The sequence below is a fragment of the Thermosynechococcus sp. HN-54 genome, from assembly GCF_023650955.1.
Lineage (GTDB): Bacteria > Cyanobacteriota > Cyanobacteriia > Thermosynechococcales > Thermosynechococcaceae > Thermosynechococcus.
In genome coordinates this window covers 1,334,763-1,356,083 of record NZ_CP098039.1, presented here as the reverse complement: position 1 = coordinate 1,356,083, position 21,321 = coordinate 1,334,763, and the positions used below count along the sequence as shown (strand labels likewise).

Here is a 21,321-nt window from a genome sequence, read left to right as displayed (position 1 = left end):
ATGAACATTGCCCGCGATATTACTGCCCTCATTGGTCGAACCCCCCTTGTGCGCTTGAACCGCATTCCCCAAGCGGAAGGTTGCGTTGCACAAATTGTTGTCAAGCTAGAGAGCATGAATCCTGCGGCCTCGGTTAAGGATCGCATTGGCCTGAGTATGATTCAGGAGGCAGAAGCAGCGGGCTGGATTACGCCAGGGAAAACGGTTCTTGTGGAACCGACATCGGGCAATACGGGGATTGCCTTGGCCATGGTGGCCGCAGCGAAAGGCTACCGCTTAATTCTGACGATGCCAGAAACGATGAGTGCAGAGCGGCGCGCCATGTTGCGTGCCTATGGGGCAGAACTCGATTTAACACCGGGGACAGAGGGTATGAGTGGCGCCATTCGCCGTGCCGAAGAGATTGCGGCCTCCCTCGAAGACGCCTTCATGCTGCAACAATTCAAAAATCCCGCCAATCCGAAGATTCATCGTGAAACCACTGCCCTCGAAATTTGGCAAGACACCGATGGTCAAGTGGATATTTTGGTAGCGGGGGTCGGCACAGGGGGCACGATTACAGGGGTGGCTGAAGTCATCAAAGCCAAGAAGCCCAGCTTTCAGGCGATCGCCGTCGAACCCAGCAATAGCCCCGTCCTTTCAGGAGGCAAACCAGGACCCCACAAAATTCAAGGCATTGGCGCCGGCTTTGTGCCCCCCGTGCTCAAACGGGAACTCATTGATGAAGTGATCCCCGTCTCTGACGATCAAGCCATTCATTTTGGTCGCCGCCTAGCCCGTGAAGAAGGCCTCCTCTCAGGCATTTCCAGTGGAGCTGCCCTTTGTGCTGCTATTCAGGTGGCTCAACGACCCGAAAATGCGGGTAAGTTAATTGTCATGGTGCAGCCGAGCTTTGGCGAACGCTACTTGACCACACCCCTGTTTCAGGATGCACTGCCCTTGGTACCCAGTTACTTGCAACATTAGGCACAAGTGGAGTTCAGAGTCAGAGGTTATTTTGTGCAAATCTCCTCTCGGAGAGACATCAGCAGCAAAAATACAAAAATAAAAGAGGCAACTCTTGATGAGTGCCTCTGAGTGCTATATCCCTAAATGCAAGGCTCTAGCGATTCACTGCCCTAGGCATCAAAGTAGAGGGTGAATTCATAGGGGTGAGGACGCAGGGACATCGGAATCACTTCTGTGTCCAGCTTGTACTGAATCCAGTTGAGGATAAAGTCTTCACTGAAGACACCGCCCGCTGTGAGGAAGCTATGATCCTTTTGCAGGTTTTCCAGAGCCGCCATGAGTGAACCGGGGGTCGAGGGAATCTTGGCCAATTCCTCGGGGCTGAGGTCGTAGATATCAACATCCAAGGGGCTACCCGGATCAATTTGATTCTTGATGCCATCAATCCCCGCACACAGCATCGCCGCAAAGGCAAGGTAGGGGTTACTCGTGGCATCGGGGCAACGGAACTCTAAGCGCTTCGCTTTGGGATTGGGACCAGTGAGAGGAATCCGCACAGAGGCAGAGCGGTTGCCTTGGGAATAGGCAAGGTTCACGGGGGCTTCAAAGCCGGGAACCAGTCGTTTGTAGGAGTTCGTTGTCGGGTTGGTAAAGGCCAACAGCGCTGGAGCGTGCTTGAGGATACCCCCAATGTACCAGAGGGCAATTTGGCTCAAATTGGCGTAGCCCTCGCCCCAGAACAGGGGTTGACCATCTTTCCAAATGGACTGGTGGGTGTGCATCCCCGAACCGTTGTCGTTGAAGACGGGCTTGGGCATAAAGGTTGCCACTTTGCCGTGCTTGCGGGCAACATTCTTGACGCAGTACTTATAGGTCATCAGCCAGTCGGCGGCTTGAATCAGGGTACCAAAGCGGAAACCCAGCTCGCACTGACCTGCTGTGGCCACTTCGTGGTGATGTTTTTCAATGGGCACACCGCACTTGGCCATCGTCAAGAGCATTTCTGTACGCAGGTCTTGCAGCGTATCCGTGGGCGCAACGGGGAAGTAGCCCTCTTTGCCACGGATTTTGTAGCCGAGGTTGCCCCCTTCTTCTTCGCGGCCAGTGTTCCAAAGACCCTCAATACTATCAACGTAGTAGTAGCCAGACTTTTGGTTTTGGTCGTAGCGAACGTCGTCAAAGACAAAAAATTCAGCCTCAGGGCCAAAATAGGCGGTATCACCAATGCCCGTTGCTTTCAAATATTCAACGGCACGGGTGGCAATGGAGCGAGGGCAGCGATCATACAATTCCCCTGTGCGCGGATCTTTGATCGTGCAAATCATGCTCAGGGTTGGCTCCTTCATGAAGGGGTCTTCCCACGCTGTGTTTGGATCGGGCACCATCACCATGTCGGACTCGTTGATGGCTTTCCAACCGCGAATACTGGAGCCGTCGAAGGGCACACCATCGGTAAATGAACTTTCACTAATTTGGCTCTTGTGAACCGTCAGGTGTTGCCACGTGCCGGGCATGTCAATAAATTTCAAGTCGATTAGCTCGTACTTGCTGTCAATCAAATTCAAGATTTCTTGGGGCGTTGCCATGTATAGGTTACTCCTTACTGTATTGGGCGCACCGCAGCGACAATCTATGGTAGAAAGTTGCCCCAGTTAATTTTTGTATCGGAGGCTACAAAAATTCCGCTGTCTGCCCCCTAACGGGAGGTGGCAAGGCGCTGTTTGGCATACAGGAGGGGCATGATCAGTAATCCCAAGCCCAGTCCAGCGATCGCCCCAAAGGGAAAGACAATCCAGTTGGAATAGCCCCAAACGCCATAGTGTTGCAGTGCCCACTCAAGGGGATAAAAGAGCATCAATAGGGTCGCCACTAAAAAGCCCGCCAAACCATACTGCCGCAGCCAATACCATTCTTGGGCAGTGGGCGATCGCTGAATCCACCAACGGGTCAGGAGAACCCCCAAAAGGGTGCCATAGCAGCGCATACAGACCGCCATTTTCCAAGGGGGAGCTAACATTAAGCCCATCTCTGGTTGCGGACACACGTGGTTGCCCATCGTGTAGATAATGTGGGCAATTTTAGGCAAGAACAGAAAGTCGCTAGCGGCCAAGAAAGGGGCAAAAAGGGGGCCTAGAATGAGTGCCGCAAGAATCACATCAGGCCAGAGGGGAGATCGCCACCGCACCATTAGATTTCAGAATGGACACAGAACTCCCTAAAATTTAACAAACCGTTTCAGTCAAGGGCAATGATTGCCTGAGCAGAGCGGCAAGCTAGGCATCCTGAGGGTTTCCCTAGGAGATGGCAGCCCTGTCTGAAATCTTGACTGCGAATCCCTGTCCTTGAGGACGAGACGGATGTCCATGGGCATCTCTGCCGCTCTGATGGTGCCTAGGAGGCTAAAGCCGTTTTAGCCACTGTCAGTGGCGTCGTGTTCTTGACGGTATCTAAGCGGGTTGAATTCCCCATGAGAGAAGCGGCAAAGAGCTGACGGTAGAGTTGCCCCATTTGCAGGGCGATCGCTTCCCAGTTGAAGAGGGCTTGCACCCGCTCACGGCCATTTGCCCCAAGGATACGTGCCCAGTCTGGATCTGCCAAAATCCGTTGAATCGCATTGGCCAAGGCAGTGGCATCCTGAGGCGGCACCAGTAGCCCTGTTTCTTCAGGAATCACCGTGAATTGCAGACCACCCACAGCGGAGGCAATCACCGGTGTGCCACAGGCCATCGCTTCAATGGCCACCAAGCCAAAGGGTTCATAGTAGCTGGGCACAACGCAGACATTGGCAGCACTGTAGTACACCGCCAAGCGCTCATGGTCAATTTGCCCCACAAAGGTCACGCGATCGCCCAAACGATACTCCTGCACTAATCCTTCAATGCGCCGCCGTTCGGCACCATCACTGCGCTGCGGATCACTTCCCCCCACAAGCAGTAACCGCCCTTGGGTCACCTGAGCCATCGCTGCCACCAGCGTTTCAATCCCTTTGCGGCGATCAAAGCGACCCACATAGAGCACAATCGGCTCATCGGTAGGCAAATTCAGTTGGGTACGGGCATCGGCCACGGGGTAAAAGAGATGCAAATTCGTGCCACAGGGAATCAGACGTGTTTGCCCTGCCTTAGACACCCAGCGCCGTAGATAGGCTTCCTCTTGGGGGCTAGTCACAATCACACAGTCGGCATTTTCAAGGATGGCTTTTTCCACCGTGAGGCGGGTTTCATCCCGTTGGGCTTGCTCAGAAGCCACTTGATATTTCACGACCCCCAAGGAATGGTAGGTATGCAGCCATTGGAAATTCAACTCCTGACGCAACTGCCAACCCGCCCAGCCGGAGAGCCAGTAGTTGGTGTGGATCAGGGGATAGCCATATTTGGCATGGTAAGCCTTGAACGCTTCGACAAACTTCGGTAATGTCTCAAAGAGTTTCTCACGCGGAATATAGGTCAGAGGGCCTGCCTCGAGGCGAATGGTGCGACAGTGGGGGCTGTGCTCAATCACATCGGGGTCATCGGGATGGATTTTGCGGGTAAACATATCCACGTGCCACCCGGCTGCCGCTAGGGCTTCCCCCAATTGCCGTACATAGATATTTTGACCACCGGCGGATTCATGGCCGACATCAGCGGCGGGATCCCCATGCACAGAAATCAAGGCAATGGGTTGACGAGCAGGTAATTGGAGTTGGGGCAGAGCAAAGGCTCGATGGAGTGTATTTTTTGCTGTACGGGTTGATAATGCTTGCATAAATACACCTTTCGAATAACGGCCAAAGAAACACAGTTACAAAGTATTCAGGGATACACCTAACTGGCCAGCAGTTCAAACGTCCCCCGACGATGTCCATTATGGACGAAGCTCTCGGCAAGAACGGTATCATAAACAGCTTCATACTCGCTCACCATCCGCTGAACGCTGAACCGCTGCCAAACATAATCTCGACAGGCCTTGCGATCCAGTTGCGGCACTTGGTCAACAGCCGCTACACATTCGTCAACAGAATGGCACAGAAAACCCGTTTTGCCGTGCTCAATCACTTCGGGCGCTGCTCCTTTGGCGATCGCCACCACTGGTGTACCGGCTGCCATGGATTCGATCATCACAAGACCAAAGGGTTCTTGCCACGTAATTGGAAAGAGCATGGCGATCGCCCCACCGAGGAGGGCATTCTTGGTTGGATGATCCGCTTCGCCGATGAACTGGATAAATTCACCATCAATGTGGGGTTCGATCAATTCCTTGAAGTAGTCGCGATCGACCCGATCCACTTTGCCGGCCATCCGCAGCGGAATGCCCACCCGCTTGGCGATTTCAATGGCATGGTGAGGGCCTTTTTCCGGGGAGAGCCGTCCTAGGAAGGCCAGATAGGGCGGATTGCTGGGCTGGGGATAGAAGTGATGGGTTTCCACAGCAATGGCGTTATAGACCGTGGCAATGTAGTTCAAGTCCCCTAGTTGCCGCTGGGAATGGGAAATACTGACGTAGTTTTGGTTGCGATATTGGCTGAAAATGCGCTCATTATCCGTCGTAAAGCGACCATGGAGCGTGTGAACAACGGGTGTTTTCACCAGACTGGCGTAGGGTAAAGCTGTATAGCCCACATGGGAATGGATGACATCAAATTCATTGGCGCGACTAAAGACCTCTCCTAGTTGCAGGGCTTCATAGACGGCATATTCTTGCACATTGGGATCGAGGCGAATGGCGTGGGGATAGGTAGACACTAATTTGGCTTGGGTAATGGAGTCGCCACTGGCAAACAGCGTGACCTCGTGCCCTCGCTTGACTAATTCTTCCGTGAGCAGACTCACCACCAACTCCACACCCCCATAGGCTGGCGGCGGTACCCGTTCCCACAGGGGGGCGATTTGAGCAATGCGCATACAAGCCTCCTCGAACAATACGGTTGGTCACCGATGCGTTGATGCTAATCGCGCGATTGACTCAGCAGCACGGCTGCCTCAACGGTACGCAATCTGAACAAAAAAAACCAAGGGGGTAAATCCCTACCTGAAACTTCGGGAATCCGTACTATTATTTGTTATTGTCGCTACATTTTGGCAGCGTGAATCAAGGTATAATTTTGATTTTGGCTTGAAGCTTTCGGGGGAACATTGACTTTTTCCAGTCAGAGAAAAAGCTCTCGTCTAAACACCCCACTGATCGCTATTCTATGAGCAGGTGCTGCCCCTTTCACGGTTTCTCAAATTTTAGTCGCAATCGTTCATGGATATTCAACTGATTCAACTTTTCGTTAATGGCTTGGCAGTGGGGAGTATTATTGCCCTCGCAGCGGTGGGTTTGACGCTCACATTTGGAATTTTGCGCCTGCCCAACTTTGCCCATGGTGACTTTATGACGGCGGGAGCCTACCTGACATTGGTGGCCAATGCAACGGGACTGGATATTTGGCTCTCAATGGCGATCGGGGGCTTGGGAACGGCGGGGTTGATGCTCCTGAGCGAGAAGCTCCTGTGGCAGCCGATGCGCGATCGCCGGGCAACTTCGACAACATTGATTATTATCTCCATTGGTCTTTCGTTTCTGCTGCGCAATGCCGTGATTCTCATCTGGGGCAGTGAAAACCAAACTTATCGGCTACCCGTGATGCCCGCCCTTGATTTTTGGGGGGTGAAAATTATTTACTCGAAGGTGATTGTAATGATTTTGGCGGTGGTGGCGATCGCTGCGGTTCATTTATTATTGCAACGCACCAAGGTGGGCAAAGCCATGCGAGCCGTAGCCGATGATCTTGACTTGGCGCGGGTTTCTGGCATTGATGTCGAGTGGGTGGTGCTGTCCACTTGGCTCTTGGCGGGGGTGCTCACAGGAGTGGCCGGGGGGCTTTATGGCCTGATTACCGCTGTGCGGCCAACGATGGGTTGGTTTTTGATCTTGCCCCTCTTTGCCAGTGTGATTCTCGGTGGCATTGGCAATCCCTACGGGGCGATCGCTGGCGCCCTGATTATTGGTGTTGCTCAGGAGATGAGTACACTGATGATTCCTTCTGAATACAAGCTGGCCGTTGCCCTAGTGATCATGATGGCAGTGCTTCTGGTGCGTCCCCAAGGGCTATTTCGTGGCACACTCAGTTAGTGTTCTTAGGAGAAGTCCCCTGAACCTTTACACCCTTGAAACCCTTGTGGCTGCCATCAATGCTGCACCCCAAGACTGGCGCCCTTTGGTATTTACCAATGGCTGTTTTGACCTGATCCATGCGGGTCATGTGCGCTATCTGGCGGCAGCCCGTGCCCTTGGCAAACGCTTGGTGGTGGGCTTGAATAGCGATCGCTCGGTGGCAGCCCTGAAGCCCAAACGGCCAATTATTCCCGAACAGCAGCGGGCAGAGGTGCTTGCTAGTTTACGATCAGTAGATGCGGTGGTGCTATTTAGCGATCGCACTGCCACGACCCTGATTGAGATTCTCCAGCCGGAGATCTACGTCAAGGGGGGCGATTACCAACTGGAGACCCTACCCGAGGCGGCGGCTGTTCAGCACTATGGCGGTCGCATTGAACTCATTCAAGTAGAGGTTCCCAGTTCGACAACGGCGATCGTCCAACGCATTTTAGAGTTGCATGGGGAGGAATCACAGGGCGCATGGTCACCGCAGAACCGACCTTAGCGGATTTACGGGAGCAGTTGTACAGCGGCAACGAAAAGTCCCAACTGGCCGCCATGACCACCCTGAGTACGGCAGGCAGTGAAGGCTATCACCTCTTACAGGAGTTCCTGAAAGACAGTGCCACCTTGTCCCCCCCACCCGCCCCTTGGATTCGCGGTCAGGCCTATCGTCTCCTTTACCATTGCCAAGAAGAGACCGTACAAGCGTTTTTACAACAGCACTATCCCCAAGGGGTCATTCCGCTGCGCTCCGATCGCGGGGTGGACTATCAAGAACTGGCTGAGTTACTGGTGGCCGAAAAATTTGAAGCGGCCGATCGCCTAACGACACAAAAGCTCTGTGAACTGGCAGGGCCGATGGCACAAAAACGCCGCTGGCTCTACTTTACCGAGGTGGAGCAATTCCCTATTGTGGATTTGCAGACGATTGATCAATTGTGGCTCGCCTTTTCCTTGGGTCGCTTTGGCTATTCGGTGCAGCGGCAACTGTGGCTGGGCTGTGGTCAAAACTGGGATCGGCTTTGGGAGAAAATTGGCTGGCGGCAGGGCAAGCGGTGGCCGCGCTATCCCAATGAATTTATCTGGGATTTGAGTGCCCCTCGTGGACATTTACCCCTGACTAATCAACTGCGGGGCGTACAGGTGATCAATGCCCTTCTCAATCATCCCGCTTGGACAGCCTAGAATAGGGGTAGCAAGCGTAGCAGCAGTGGTGAGGTGGCAGGGATGAAAAAGAATATTCAGCGATTAATGGTGGCGATCGCCCTTGTGGCGGGTATCAGTGGCACAACCATTCCACCTCAGGTGATTGCCCAAACCAGTGGCGGCCTCCTGACCGCTGAGCAAATGAAAAAACTCAATCTTAGTGTTGAGCAAAAACAGGCCGTACTGCGCCTGACACTCCGCACTAATGATCGCATTCTAAGAATTCTGGATCGCGACCAACAGCGCATTTTCCGCAATGCCATTAAGCAGGGAAAATCCACGGGTGAAGCCATGAACTTGGTCTCCCTGCGCCCCGATCAAAAAAATCAGCTCTCGAAGGTGATGCAGGATACCCGCGTGGAAATGCTGACCATTCTCACCCCCGAGCAGGTGAAGCAACTGCAAGGATCGCGCTAAGCTAAGCAGCTTTTAGCCGATGAGCCGAAGTTTAGGATTGGCTCAAAGTAGAAAATCCTCAGGTGGCTGGTGAGGGACTACAATCGGTAGGACGTGTTCGAGATTGCCAGCGGGACGGGCAATAATCTGATGCGAGATGACCTCGTGACCCTTGAGCGATCGCGCCGCTCGAACTGCTGCATTCACGTCCGCCACCTCTCCTCGGATCACCACTGTCCAATAGCCCGCACCAATGCCCTCACAACTGACAAGGGTGACCTGAGCCGCTTTCACCAATGTATCGGCCACAGCAAGGGCTGCCGGGTATCCCAAGACCTGCACCATGCCCACCGCTTCCGCTGCCATCACCATTACCCCTTCCACGTCTCCCATATTTTAGAAAAGGGCTGTGCTTAAGCTAAAGAAAGAGTGACCTAGTTTCCTAAAGGTGGAGTAGATTCGATGCAGACCACAGGGGCGATCGCGGAGCTAGAGGAGGTTGTGGCTAACAATGGCATTTCTGCCCAACAAGCCCAAACCCTTTTGGCAACCGCCCTTCCCGTAGCCAGAATCAGTGCTCCTCAAGAACCATTGCCCCCCCTCCTCAGGGCACTGCAAACTGCTAGCGATCGCCTGCGCCAGCAGCAAGTGGGAGACACCGTCACCTATGTGATTAACCGCAACATCAACTTTACGAATATCTGTGAGCAACACTGTGCTTTCTGTGCCTTTCGTCGGGATGCGACAGCAGCGGATGCCTACTGGTTAGAGATTGAGACTATTCTCAGCAAAGTGGCCGAAGCTGTTGGCCAAGGAGCAACGGAAATTTGTATGCAGGGGGGTCTCAATCCAGCAGCTAAAGAATGTGGGTCCAGTTTGCGCTATTACCAATTCCTCGTGCGGCAAATCAAAACCGCCTTTCCGCAACTCCATCTCCATGCCTTTTCGCCCCAAGAAATTCAATTCATTGCCCGTGAGGATGACCTCTCCTATGCCCAAGTGATTGATGTCCTGCATCAGACTGGGGTGGACTCCATGCCGGGTACCGCCGCTGAGGTGTTAGTGGATCGAGTGCGGGCAAAAATCTGTCCTCAGAAAATTAACACCACAACATGGCTAGAGATTGTTGAAACCGCCCATCGTTTGGGGGTGTGGACAACCAGCACAATGCTCTGCGGCCACATTGAAACACCAGCCGATCAGGTGGCTCACCTGCAACATCTGCAACAGCTTCAGCAGAAGGCGCTAGAGCAGGACTACCCAGCACGAATTACCGAGTTTATCCTCCTGCCTTATGTGGGGGAACTTGCCCCCAAGGCAATGCGACAATGGGTAGGACACCATCAACCACAGTTATTACCAACATTGGTTCTGACGGCAGTGGCACGGTTGTTTTTAGGGCGGTGGATTCCCAACCATCAGCCTAGTTGGGTCAAATTGGGTCTTGAGGGTGCAACAATGGCACTCAACTGGGGGTGTAATGATTTGGGGGGAACGTTGATGGAAGAACACATTACTTCCGTGGCCGGGGCAAAAGGGGGAACCGCTCTTAGGCCTAGGGAGTTAGTGGCAGCGATTCGCTCCCTTGGTCGCATCCCCCGTCAGCGGACAACCCTTTACGATGCCGTTGGAGAGATGCAATGACCACACAATCTCAGCCTTCTGTGCGCTCCCCCCGTCGGTTCCGCCCTTGGTTGGTGGGCGGGGTAGCCATTGTGATTCTAGGCGCGGGAACGGCAGCAGCGGTATTCCTATGGCAGCGCTTGAGCCAACGCCCGATCGCCCCCGGAATGGCGATCGCCCCCAAGAGCGCCCTCTTGACCCTCACCTTACCCACAGATCCCAAGCCTTGGGAAGCCCTTGCCAAAAGCGGCCTGTTACAAGCCCAACCGTGGTTGAACCCCAGCTATGATCCGCTCTCGCCAGAGGGGGTGAATCTGGCACAACTGGACTACCTCAAGGATGTCCGCCCCTTTATTGGTGACCAAGCCACAGTGGTGTTGTTGCCTATTACCCCAGAGTCCGTCAGAGAATCACCCGTACCGCCCCACGTTTGGATTGTGCCGACCCTAAATGTACCGATGGGGGAGCAACTCCTGCAAAGCGTCATTGGCGAACCGATCACAGAAATCAACGGCGTGAAAATCTTCAAGGCCAAGGGGATTCTCCCTGACCCCGACAGCGGCGCGAACACCTCCGGTGCGCAGGATGCGATCGCCCTCGTTACGCATGAGAATCAGGCCTACATCCTCTGGAGTCAGCACCAGAGCGCCCTGCAACAAGTCATTGCCACCGCCCAAGCCAACAACGGCATTGGCAGCCAGCCCACCTATCAACAAGCCGTGAAAGGGTTATCCGATCATCGTCCGCTGGTCGAACTCTATGTGAACCTACCCGCCTTTTTAGCCAGTCAGATGGCTGCCCCTGAGGGGAGTCTTCCTGAACCCCCGCGGGAACTCCAAGGGATTGTCCTAACAGCAGACATGACCTCTGAGCAAATTGAATTGGAGGCAGTGACATGGCGTTCGCAACAGGATCAAGCCCTTGTCAGTGAAGGTGAAAGCCGTGAACTCAGCCGTCTGGTGCCGGAGACCACCTTAGCCTTTTACAGTACGGGTTCCTTTAGGAATTTATGGCAGAATACCCCCGCTTCTGTCCAAGAAACAATTACTAATACGGTTAAAGAGCTCACAGGCCTTGATTGGCAACAGGCCTTTGTCCCTTGGATGGATGGCGAATTTGCTGCTGCCTTTGTGCCCGTTCCCGCCCTAGGCAATGCCCCTAGTTTACTCTTTCTCAGTCAGACCAGCGATCGCCCCCAAGCCAGTCAAACCTTGAGCCAACTCGATAGCCAAATTCGCGATCGCCTACGGTGGCAAGTACAACAAACAGCAACAGAACCGCAACCGATCACCACTTGGCGCATTCCGCCGGGGTTGCCAGTAGGGCAGCACGGTTGGCTGAATGACCAGACCCTCTTTTTGGGACTCGGCCCTTTGACGGATATGAGTACCCCCCCTGAGCGCTCCCTTGCCGACTCTCCCCTCTACCGTGCAGTGCTGCCCCAGCCCAAAGACACGCAGTTCTACCTGAATTTGAGTAACCTTGGGTCACTGCAAAATAACTTGCTCTTGCCCGAACTGGCACCTGAAGTCGCGCGATCGCTCCAGCCCTTTGCTGCCCTAGGCATTACCAGTCATGTGCGAGATAATCAGTTTACCCACTACATGGCTCGAATTCGCCTAAAACCCCTCTCACCACCGTAGGTTCAGCTACAACGGGGGGAATACTGGAATTAGGGGAATGAAATTTGCATTTGCGACGGAAGTGACTCAATTACTGTGGAAGCTGATGTTTTACTGAAACGATATAACGTGGGCGATCGCGACTTTGCGGGGGTACGCTTGCGCCGTGCTAACCTGAGTCGGTGTATTTTGACGGGCATTGATCTTTCCCGTGCCGATCTCACCGATGCGGCTTTGCAAAGTACCAACCTGCAAGGAGCCGATTTGCGGGGGGCGATTCTTACTGGCGTCAATCTCAGTCAGGCGGATTTGCGGGGGGCGGATCTCCGCGGCGTGATTTTAATTAGCGCCGATCTACGCTGGGTGTCGTTGCGCAAGGCCAACCTCACGGGGGCGGATCTCAGCCGTGCCAACCTGGCCAATGCGGATCTCAGTGAGGCCAACCTCACCGGTGCTCAACTTAGTGAGGCGATTTTGCGGGATGCCAATTTGACCCTCACAGATCTCACCCTTGCTGAGCTAGAGCGAGCCAACCTCACCCGTGCCAACCTGACGGAGGCCTATTTACGGGGCGCTGATTTGGCGGATGCGGTCTTGCGGGAAAGTCAACTCGTACAGGCGAATTTGCGCGGTGCCAACCTCAGTGCCACCAATTTGCAGCAGGCCAATTTAGAACGCGCCGTCCTGATTGGTGCGAATCTGCGTCGTGCCCGCCTTGAAGAAGCCAGTCTTCGCGAAGTCGCCTTCAAAGAAGCGAATTTACGCCATGCCTGTTTGGACAAAGCCAACCTTGTCGGTGCCGATTTGCGAGGGGTGAGCCTTGCCCAAGCGCTGCTGCGGGGAGCCAATCTCAGCTCTGCCATTCTCATTGGCGCCAACTTAATGGGGGCGAATCTCAGCGGTGCCGATCTGCGGGGAGCCAATCTCATCGAAGCGATTCTCACCGGTGCCAGCCTCAATGGCGTTGATCTGAGTGCCGTGGATATGAGCGAGGCGATTCTGCCGGATGGCTATCTCTCGGAATAGCGTCAAGGGAACACCACGGCTGGTGTACAGTAAAAGATCGGTGATTTTGAGACAGGCATGGCAACCACGTATCGCATTGCTGTTTTGGCTGGGGATGGCATCGGTCCAGAAATTACTGCCGTCGCCCTTGATGTGTTGCGAGCGATCGCTCCCCGCTTTGACTTGGCATTTGACTTTGTTCCTGCCCTTGTGGGGGGCTGTGCCATTGATGCCGTCGGTGAACCCCTACCCGCAGCAACGCTGGAAACCTGTCGCCAAAGTGATGCCGTGCTTTTAGCTGCCATTGGCGGAACCCAGTGGGATACCTTGCCGCGTCATCTGCGCCCGGAGACTGGGTTACTTGCCCTTCGGTCGGGTCTGGGTTTATTTGCTAACTTGCGCCCCGCCAAAATCTTTCCCCAACTGCTCCATGCCTCCTCCCTCAAGCCGGAAGTGATTGACGGCGTGGATCTCATGGTGGTGCGCGAACTGACAGGCGGCATTTACTTTGGTCAACCGCGGGGCATTTTCACCACGGAAACAGGCGAGCAGCGGGGCGTGAATACGATGGCCTATACCGCCACCGAAATTGATCGCATTGGCCGTGTGGCCTTTGAAACCGCTCGCAAACGACAGGGCAAGCTCTGCTCCGTGGATAAAGCCAATGTCCTTGAAGTCTCGCAATTGTGGCGCGATCGCCTAACGGCCCTCAGTGCTGAATACCCCGATGTCGAACTGACGCACCTCTACGTGGACAATGCCGCCATGCAACTGGTGCGTGCCCCAAAACAGTTTGACACAATTGTGACCGCTAACTTGTTCGGTGACATTCTTTCCGATATTGCCGCCATGCTCACGGGCAGTATTGGTATGCTCCCCTCTGCCAGCCTCGGGGAGTCGGGGCCGGGCTTGTTTGAACCCGTTCATGGTTCTGCTCCCGACATTGCCGGCCAAGATAAAGCCAACCCGCTCGCAATGGTACTGAGTGCGGCAATGATGCTGCGCTATGGCCTCAACCAGCCCGCGGCTGCCCAAGCAATTGAAGAGGCGATTACTCGCGTTTTGGATCAAGGGTACCGCACCGGCGACTTAATGTCTGAGGGCTGTACGCTGGTGGGCTGTCGCGAAATGGGCAACCTCTTGATTAAAGAATTATCCCAATAGGCTCCTACGCATCCGCTGGTAATCTTCAGCCAATACCCCCTAGCATTTGCCACATTATCTCCCTAAGGATGGGCGAGTGGCTCTGCTAGGATGTTAGGAGCTTTTGGTGCTCTTGGTAATGCGAAGATTGTCCCAACTGGAGAGGGTAGTTGAGCCGTTTCTCTGGTATTTCCGCCTTTTTGTCATTATTCCAGTTATTTTTAGCCTATTGAGTACGTTTGCTCTTTTCATTCTTGGCAGTCATGAAATTCTTCTGGGGCTAGGCATCCAATTTCGCAACTATGGGGATTCCACAATTTATATCAAAACGCTTGGCTACATCATCACGGGTATTGATTTGTATTTAATTGGCATTATTTTATTGCTGTTTGCCCTCGGTATCTATGAACTGTTTATTTCTAAAATTGATGCGGGTCTAGCTCGCGATCGCGCCACTGATGTTTCGCTAATGCAGGCTCAAAGCTTAGATCAGCTTAAGGATAAACTGCTGAAAACAATTGTCATGGCCTTAGTGGTTACCTTCTTTAAGCAACTGATTGCCTTCAGTGTCAAAACCCCCTTAGATTTGCTTTACTTGGCCGCTGCAATTCTAATTATTGCTATCAGCACCTACTTGATGTACCGCGTCAGTTCAGAAGCGCATCACTAGTCCGAAAGTCTGCTACCAATGTTTTTTATGCTGCATGGATTTGTGCGAGGAGGGCATTCACTTGCTCAATACTGAGGGGTTGTGAGAAATAATAGCCCTGAGCGTAGTCACAGCCTAGTTCCCGCAGTCGTGTCACCTGATAGGGATGCTCTACCCCTTCGGCAATCACTTCGAGTTCTAGACCCTTGGCGAGGCCGACAATGGCATCAATCACGAGGTGTTTTTGGTTGGTTTCGGTGATCAGCTTCACAAAGCTGCGATCCACTTTCAGGATGTCAATGGGAAGATTGGTCAAGTAGGCAAGAGAAGAATAGCCCGTACCAAAGTCATCGAGACTGAGTTTGATCCCTTGCGCCTTGAGTTTGAGCAATGTCTGCCGCACCTGATCGGGCTGATCAATCCCCACACTTTCGGTCATTTCGAGGTGCAGGCAATGGGGGGGGATTTGGGTTTGCTCCAAGGCAGCCAACACCTGTTCCGCGAGGGCAGGGTGCATCAGTTGCCGATTCGATAAATTGACATTCACAGACAACCGACACTGGGGAAATTGCTCGTGCCAGTGCTGGAGATCGCGACAGGCGCGCCAGATCACCCAATCGCCAATGGGCAAAATCAGGCCAGTCTCCTCGGCAAGGGGAATGAAGCGATCCGGGAGGAGTAATCCTTGGGTGGGATGCTGCCAGCGAATCAGGGCTTCAAAACCGTAGAGACGATTATCACTAAGGCGGTAAATGGGCTGATAAAAGAGGGTAAATTCATCTCGCTCAAGGGCTTGGCGCAACCCGACTTCGAGGGAGAGGCGATCGCGCGCCATCAAATGCATTTCTTCACTAAAGACTTGATAGCGATTGCCCCCCGCCAGCTTGGCACGATACATGGCAATATCGGCATTGCGCAAATAGTTTTCTGCCTTCTCAATATGGGGCGATCGGGTGGCCACGCCAATACTCACCCGCAGCGTAATCGGTTGGTCTTTGACAATAAAAGGTTTCTCCAGTTCACAGTGAATGCGATCGCAAACCCCCAAAGCATCGCTATTGTTGCTAATGTCATCCAGCAAAATCACAAACTCATCACCGCCAATACGAGCAACCGTATCATCGGGGCGGACAATGCGGGTGAGGCGATTGGCCAATTCAATCAAAATCAAGTCACCACAACTGTGGCCAAGGCTGTCATTAATGACCTTAAAGCGATCAATGTCAATGAACAAAATTGCAAACTTGTAGTCGGGACGACGCCGACCGTGGCGAGCCGCCTGTTCAATGCGATCAAAGAGCAGCGTGCGATTGGCCAACCCCGTCAGGGAGTCGTGGAGGGCATCATGGAGCAACTGTGCCTCGGCAAGGCGATGTTCGGTCAAATCCGTCAGGGAACCCGCAACCCGTGTAGCATTGCCATAGGCATCCCGCAGTACCAGCCCTCGTGCCAACGCCCAACGATAGGAACCATTGCAATGCTGAATGCGAAACTCCTGATGGAAATGGGGCGTTTGTCCCCGCACATGGAGCATTAAATTCAACTTCACCCGCTCGACATCTTGGGAGTGAATGCGCTTGAGCCAATCGTCAATGTGGTTGCCAATTTCGTGATCCTGATAGCCGAGAATGCTTTTCCAGCGGGAGGAATAAAAGGTCTCATTGGTCGTCAAGTTCCAGTCCCAGATGCCATCATTGATGCCACGGGTGAGTAGCGCGTAGCGATCGCTGGTTTCCAGCAACGCTGCTTGGGTCAACTTCATATCCGTAATGTTGTAGCCGCAGATCAAGCCTGCGCCATTGGGAAATCGCACAAAAGCCCAGATCATCTCTAGGACTTGGCCATCTGCACCATGGACAGGAATCTCCTGCCAACCGTTGGGGGGATGAATCATCCAATAACGCATCTGCTGCCGTGTCTCTGGATCGGGAAAGCAGTGGCTCAAAAAATCCCGCGAGAGCAAGTCCCCCGTATCCCAGCCCAACTGGGTCGTCACCTCTTGGTTAATGGAATGAATTTGCCCCTCATTGTCATAGAAAATAATCAACAGGGGTAAACGGGCACAAACACTCCGCAGCAGATCATAGGGATCCGTACTCACTGGAAAGTCAAATCCATAGCCCCCTTGACTACCCATGATTGGCCGACCAAATTGAGGAAATAAAAACGAGGGATCGTGCTCCATAATGTTATCCTAGCTTGGATATTGCGGAAATAACAGAGTGACTTGACCTAGACCAATGAAATTGCTAGAACCATTGGCGCCTCTCCTAGCATTTCGATTAGCAAGAGAAAAAATTTCTATCTGCTGCTGGCTAAGCAGTGACTGATTCTTGATCCATGGTTGGTGACGTGTATTTTAGTCCCAAGATCCAGAAAATTTGGCGAGTGATTGCCTCATATTGCTCAACAGAGAGAAGCAGAAGTGTTGAATTCTGCAACAAAACTTAACATCCTAAGTGACAAGTAGCTCTGGCTGCCAATCAAAGCTCCAATGCACTATCGAGCAGCGGCGACTCAGTTCCAGTTGCAAATATCGCAATTTGTCTAATAGCTTCCTGCCAAAGTATTCAGGTATCTCCATTAGCTCTAAAATTAAGTACCCAATCAAAACCATATAAATCTGATTTATCACCCCATTCAAACTCTTCGTAATCAGCTTGTCTAATGATAAATGCATCTTTAGAAACTTCCATAAGTTCTCAATCCCCCACCGATGCCGATACAGCTCACTCACTTCCTCATCACTTAGATGCATTAGATTCGTCGCAATACGAAACTCTGTTCCATGCTCATCAAAAAATTGAACCACTCGGTATCTCTCATGATTGAGCTTCATTCTCATGTTATTCTTGATACGCACAACAAATAAACACTTCCTCTCACTCAGCCGCTCTAAAAATCTCCAACTCGCAAACCCTCTATCCATGATGGCAACGGCATTCTCAGGGATCATTTCTAAAATCTCGTCTTGAAAGCTTAGGTCATGTCTCTCCCCAAAAGAGACTACTGCCTTACCCAGGATGTTCTCTGTTAAATCAAATCCTGTAATTAACTTCACTTGATGGTATTTGTAGAACCAAAAGAGCTTACTCGTCAGGGTAATGACGGTTGAATCAATAGGAAACAGCATCAGACTTGAACAACGATGTCTCTTGCGAGCTTGAGACATGAGATGAGTGTAAATCCTCTCAAATAAGGTGGTTGTTCGAGTTTTGTTCGCCTTGGAAAACGTGGACATATCCACTGTAATCCCCGAATGATTCAAGCGATAAAATAAGGCTCTCATGCTGGTTAATCCTTGGTCGAGAATGTAGGTCAACCAGATTTTGAAGAACAATTGAGAGTTGAGGACGGGGTAGTCGCAAGGGCTGAGCTGCTTGAGAATAGACTTGACAAGAACTGAAAAAGATGCCATAGTAAGCTGATTAATTTTTCTTCTTTTGAGGGAAGAATACGACATTTCTTCCCTTTTTTCTAGCCTCTTAAACTATCTTTCAACACTTCTGAGAGAGAAGGTCTTTTTTCTGATGTAAAAGAATTAACCGACTCAACTGTTCGGTTGCGGTCGCCAACTCCTCTGCATCAGGATAGAGACTCTCCAATACAGCACCAAGATCTGCCTCGGCATTTGCCACTAACCCTGCCCCTTCATGAATAACAGGCTTAAGAAATGGCTCATACTGCCGCAACAACCGCCGCAAATAATAAATCATTGAAATTGATAAACAGGGAACCATAGACTACTTCCTTACATCCAATTCAGGAACAGGCAAAATGTGAGTATTACTCATTGAGCAACTAGGTATTAAATCGTGAAAACAGCGTGAATGACTGTTATCTCGACTACAATTTCCATAGATAATCTCAATTTTGCTCTCCTAAGATTTAGATTAGGGCAGCGATATTTTGGTGTAAATTTGACAGATTATCAATGCTTATAGTCTAGGCAGCCGCCACAGTTTCTGTCAATTGAGTTTTAGTATTCCTGAATACTAAGTCGGCTTCTTTTTACGGGATTTAAGCTTTAATTAATTTTTATGTAGGTACCGTAATTGATATTCACTAATCATCTTTTTGCTCATAATACAATCGCTTAAATGATCAATTTTGATAAATTGAGTCTTACATTGAAACTGCAGATTTTTCATCACCTTTCCCCCAAATGGAACTTAATTTTCGACAACCATGTCACCGAGCAAAATCTCATCAAAAGAGAATTTTCGATAACAGACTATCTATCCAACATCTTAAGATTCAGACTACCAAAGATACAAAACTTTGTAATCTTTTTTGCTTTTTAATGACTCAAGCGTTGAATAGTTAAGACTTATTTGAGATTTTTATAATTTCTTAATAATTTCTCCCCCGCCAAAACCACTCCAGCAACGGATAGGTCTTATTCAGCAAAAGCTCGATACTCTACAATGCCAAGCCCCTGAGTTGGCCCTGATTTACAATTTATAATGCAAAAAGCAAATTTCTTAGCGGTTAATTCTGTTGTATTTATGCAACTTACGTTAATTTTCAGGCGGGGATACAGGCCTTTTAACGAGCATTAAACTTTCTGAGCCAAGGTGCAGTCACACCAGAGCATCACACTCCTGTCTTGTACGCGCCATTTTTGGCAAAAGGTTGTACTAATGGACAAAAAAGCCGACGATCACGAGAGGAATAAAGAGGCTCAGGGCAACAATGAGGAGTAAATTTTCTGGCTCGACATTAATGATGGTGGGTTGATTGCGTTTTTTGCGGGGGGTAGGGTCGGTCATCGCAGTACATTCAAGGGATACCCCTAGCCTAACAAACGCTGTCGCTGCCCTCGTCAATGTTAATGAGTCGAAAGAATCCGCTATGATACTCTACAGGTGCCTCAGTCAGTGGGATCCCTATGCAGTGTCCCTATTGCCACCATACCGATAGTCGTGTTCTTGAGTCTCGATCGGCAGAAGGGGGGCAAAGTATTCGACGGCGTCGAGAATGTTTGGAGTGCGGTCGTCGCTTTACCACCTATGAGCGGATTGAGTACGTTCCCATTACGGTCATTAAGCGCAATGGCGATCGCGAATCCTTTGATCGCTCGAAATTGTTGCGGGGAATCATGACTGCCTGTGGCAAAACCAACATTCCGCAGCAAAAGATTGAAGCTCTCGTGGATGATATTGAAGCGGACTTGCAGTTGCGATCGCGCCGTGAAGTGACTAGTGCAGAATTGGGGGAAGCGGCACTCCAGCGGCTGCGTCACCTGAGTGAAGTGGCCTATGTCCGTTTTGCCTCGGTCTATCGTCAGTTCCAAGGGATTAGTGACTTTGTTGCTGAACTGGCTCATCTCCAGGAGACCCCTGCCTCGCCAGAGTTAGTGACGGCCTCCCAGTCTTAGAGAGACTTCATGGGTAGATCGGCATTGATCGTGTCAATGAGCCGTTGCTCCTCGTCATTGATTTCGTCAATGTAGTGATCAAAAATTTGCGCTAACCGCGGTTCATAGAAGCGGTGCAGGCTGTAGTTGGGAGTGGCTGGAAAACCCCGCCGTTTTTTGTGGCGTCCGCCGGCACCGGGGTCAAAGCGCTGAATCCCGTTGGCGATCGCCCACTCAATGGGTTCGTAGTAACAGGCATTAAAGTGCAGGCAATCAATTTCGCGAGCACTGCCCCAATAGCGACCGTAGAGATTGGCTCCCTTAGTAATGCAAAAGGACATGGCAATGGGACGCTGGCCGCCATTCCTAGGATAGGCAGCAAAGAGTACCACGCGGTGGCGATAGCGATCGCTGAGGGCTTCAAAAAATTGCCGCGTCAGGTACTTGCTACCCCACCAACCAAATTTGTCACAGGTATCGGCATAGAAATCGTACATTTGGCGCAGCAGAGTGCGGCTGACCTCATCCCCCCGATGGACACGAAAGGTGAAATCCGCTTGAGCAACGGCCTTGCGTTCCCGCTTGATGTTGCGGCGTTGGTTGGCATTGAAGTCCGCCAGATAGTCGTCAAAGGTCTGATAGTTGCGATTTTGCCAAATGTAACTGTGGTGTAGCCATGGGCGATAACCATAGGCTTCGACAGCGGGCTGCCATTGGGGATCGACGTAGAGAAAGTGGCAACTGGAAAGGCGATGGCGCTGGCAGAGGCGATCAATTTCATGGAGCATCACCTTGGTCATCGTGACCTCATCCACCCCTTCAGCCATGAGAAAGCGATAGCCCACCGCCGGCGTAAAGGGCGCCATGCCCAGCAGTTTTGGATAATAGCGAATCCCGAGTCGTGTGGCCAGATCTGCCCATTGGTGATCAAAGACAAATTCCCCTTGACTGTGGCCTTTGAGATATAGGGGAGCCGCTGCAACCAGTTCCCGCTGACCCTGGCGATCGCGCCAAACCAATAGATGATGGGGTAGCCAACCCGTTTGCGGTGTCGCACTACCAGAGGCTTCAATTTGATGCAGCCATTCCCATTCAAAGAAGGGGGTTTCCAAGGGTAAAGCAAGAGCATCCCATTGATCTTGGGGAACGCTGGCGATCGCATTCACCCACTGAATCGTTAGCTCTGGTGCCAGTGCCGCTGCAAACTCTGCCATACTCTTTAGGGAAACTGCGCCTCTGTCGTACTA

Annotated in this window: 21 protein-coding genes; 11 read left to right on the top strand and 10 right to left on the bottom strand. The window is 51.8% G+C overall.

All coding sequences use genetic code 11. The features are described from left to right. Positions 1 to 966 carry a cysteine synthase A gene (gene cysK, locus NBE99_RS06560; RefSeq protein ID WP_250681316.1) on the top strand — a complete coding sequence of 322 codons (966 nt, stop codon included), beginning with the start codon at positions 1 to 3 and terminating at the stop codon, positions 964 to 966. Positions 967 to 1,118: 152 nt separating this feature from the next. Here cysK and glnA read toward each other — a convergent pair whose 3' ends face one another. The 4 genes from glnA to NBE99_RS06540 all read right to left on the bottom strand — a co-directional run bounded on the left by glnA (position 1,119) and on the right by NBE99_RS06540 (position 5,831). Continuing rightward, positions 1,119 to 2,534, bottom strand: coding sequence for a type I glutamate--ammonia ligase (gene glnA, locus NBE99_RS06555; RefSeq protein WP_250681315.1), 1,416 nt, complete (start codon positions 2,532 to 2,534; stop codon positions 1,119 to 1,121). Positions 2,535 to 2,644: 110 nt separating this feature from the next. Next, complete coding sequence (locus NBE99_RS06550; protein ID WP_250683663.1) at positions 2,645 to 3,136, bottom strand: DUF2085 domain-containing protein; 492 nt, start codon at positions 3,134 to 3,136, stop codon at positions 2,645 to 2,647. 203 nt (positions 3,137 to 3,339) lie between these two features. Further along, on the bottom strand, positions 3,340 to 4,695 hold the full coding sequence (locus tag NBE99_RS06545; protein ID WP_250683662.1) for a glycosyltransferase family 1 protein: 1,356 nt from the start codon (positions 4,693 to 4,695) through the stop codon (positions 3,340 to 3,342). A 59-nt stretch (positions 4,696 to 4,754) separates the two neighbouring features. Next, complete coding sequence (locus NBE99_RS06540; protein WP_250683661.1) at positions 4,755 to 5,831, bottom strand: glycosyltransferase family 4 protein; 1,077 nt, start codon at positions 5,829 to 5,831, stop codon at positions 4,755 to 4,757. 343 nt (positions 5,832 to 6,174) lie between these two features. On the opposite strand from NBE99_RS06540, the gene NBE99_RS06535 reads away from it, so the two are divergent. Genes NBE99_RS06535 through NBE99_RS06520 form a run of 4 tightly spaced genes read left to right on the top strand, consistent with a single transcriptional unit; the run spans position 6,175 to position 8,694 of the window. Further along, positions 6,175 to 7,044 (top strand): branched-chain amino acid ABC transporter permease, encoded by an 870-nt coding sequence (locus NBE99_RS06535; RefSeq protein ID WP_250683660.1) that lies wholly within the window; start codon positions 6,175 to 6,177, stop codon positions 7,042 to 7,044. Then, entirely contained in the window at positions 7,028 to 7,573 is a 546-nt protein-coding gene (rfaE2, locus tag NBE99_RS06530) for a D-glycero-beta-D-manno-heptose 1-phosphate adenylyltransferase (protein ID WP_250683659.1), read from the top strand. The genes NBE99_RS06535 and rfaE2 overlap by 17 nt, the downstream gene beginning before the upstream one ends. Beyond that, positions 7,549 to 8,256 carry a GUN4 domain-containing protein gene (locus NBE99_RS06525; protein WP_250683658.1) on the top strand — a complete coding sequence of 236 codons (708 nt, stop codon included), beginning with the start codon at positions 7,549 to 7,551 and terminating at the stop codon, positions 8,254 to 8,256. The genes rfaE2 and NBE99_RS06525 overlap by 25 nt, the downstream gene beginning before the upstream one ends. A gap of 42 nt (positions 8,257 to 8,298) precedes the next feature. Then, a complete protein-coding gene (locus NBE99_RS06520; RefSeq protein WP_250683657.1) occupies positions 8,299 to 8,694 on the top strand; it encodes a Spy/CpxP family protein refolding chaperone in 396 nt (131 codons plus the stop codon). Positions 8,695 to 8,736: 42 nt separating this feature from the next. Here NBE99_RS06520 and NBE99_RS06515 read toward each other — a convergent pair whose 3' ends face one another. Further along, entirely contained in the window at positions 8,737 to 9,066 is a 330-nt protein-coding gene (locus tag NBE99_RS06515; protein ID WP_250683656.1) for a carbon dioxide-concentrating mechanism protein CcmK, read from the bottom strand. Positions 9,067 to 9,135: 69 nt separating this feature from the next. Between NBE99_RS06515 and cofH the strand changes: the two genes are divergently transcribed. The 5 genes from cofH to NBE99_RS06490 all read left to right on the top strand — a co-directional run bounded on the left by cofH (position 9,136) and on the right by NBE99_RS06490 (position 14,736). Further along, a complete protein-coding gene (cofH, locus tag NBE99_RS06510) occupies positions 9,136 to 10,317 on the top strand; it encodes a 7,8-didemethyl-8-hydroxy-5-deazariboflavin synthase subunit CofH (RefSeq protein WP_250683655.1) in 1,182 nt (393 codons plus the stop codon). Then, the gene (locus tag NBE99_RS06505) at positions 10,314 to 11,939 is read left to right on the top strand and encodes a DUF3352 domain-containing protein (protein WP_250683654.1); all 1,626 of its coding nucleotides are present in this window, start codon (positions 10,314 to 10,316) and stop codon (positions 11,937 to 11,939) included. The genes cofH and NBE99_RS06505 overlap by 4 nt, the downstream gene beginning before the upstream one ends. Positions 11,940 to 12,014: 75 nt before the next feature. Beyond that, on the top strand, positions 12,015 to 12,944 hold the full coding sequence (locus NBE99_RS06500) for a pentapeptide repeat-containing protein (protein WP_250683653.1): 930 nt from the start codon (positions 12,015 to 12,017) through the stop codon (positions 12,942 to 12,944). 57 nt (positions 12,945 to 13,001) lie between these two features. Beyond that, complete coding sequence (gene leuB, locus NBE99_RS06495; RefSeq protein ID WP_250683652.1) at positions 13,002 to 14,087, top strand: 3-isopropylmalate dehydrogenase; 1,086 nt, start codon at positions 13,002 to 13,004, stop codon at positions 14,085 to 14,087. 118 nt (positions 14,088 to 14,205) lie between these two features. Next, on the top strand, positions 14,206 to 14,736 hold the full coding sequence (locus NBE99_RS06490; protein WP_250683651.1) for a YqhA family protein: 531 nt from the start codon (positions 14,206 to 14,208) through the stop codon (positions 14,734 to 14,736). A gap of 25 nt (positions 14,737 to 14,761) precedes the next feature. Here NBE99_RS06490 and NBE99_RS06485 read toward each other — a convergent pair whose 3' ends face one another. The 4 genes from NBE99_RS06485 to NBE99_RS13235 all read right to left on the bottom strand — a co-directional run bounded on the left by NBE99_RS06485 (position 14,762) and on the right by NBE99_RS13235 (position 19,487). Beyond that, positions 14,762 to 16,900: a bifunctional diguanylate cyclase/phosphodiesterase gene (locus tag NBE99_RS06485; protein WP_250683650.1), complete on the bottom strand. Its 2,139-nt coding sequence runs from the start codon at positions 16,898 to 16,900 to the stop codon at positions 14,762 to 14,764. A gap of 270 nt (positions 16,901 to 17,170) precedes the next feature. Beyond that, positions 17,171 to 18,133, bottom strand: a complete 963-nt coding sequence (locus NBE99_RS06480; protein WP_399371026.1) for a transposase — start codon at positions 18,131 to 18,133, stop codon at positions 17,171 to 17,173. Between the two features lie 79 nt (positions 18,134 to 18,212). Further along, positions 18,213 to 18,455: a hypothetical protein gene (locus tag NBE99_RS06475; protein ID WP_250683649.1), complete on the bottom strand. Its 243-nt coding sequence runs from the start codon at positions 18,453 to 18,455 to the stop codon at positions 18,213 to 18,215. Between the two features lie 900 nt (positions 18,456 to 19,355). Next, on the bottom strand, positions 19,356 to 19,487 hold the full coding sequence (locus NBE99_RS13235; RefSeq protein ID WP_256468076.1) for a hypothetical protein: 132 nt from the start codon (positions 19,485 to 19,487) through the stop codon (positions 19,356 to 19,358). 119 nt (positions 19,488 to 19,606) lie between these two features. On the opposite strand from NBE99_RS13235, the gene nrdR reads away from it, so the two are divergent. Then, entirely contained in the window at positions 19,607 to 20,095 is a 489-nt protein-coding gene (gene nrdR / locus NBE99_RS06470) for a transcriptional regulator NrdR (protein ID WP_250683648.1), read from the top strand. Here nrdR and NBE99_RS06465 read toward each other — a convergent pair. Further along, positions 20,092 to 21,288: a GNAT family N-acetyltransferase gene (locus tag NBE99_RS06465; RefSeq protein ID WP_250683647.1), complete on the bottom strand. Its 1,197-nt coding sequence runs from the start codon at positions 21,286 to 21,288 to the stop codon at positions 20,092 to 20,094. The genes nrdR and NBE99_RS06465 overlap by 4 nt on opposite strands. Positions 21,289 to 21,321 lie beyond the last annotated feature (33 nt).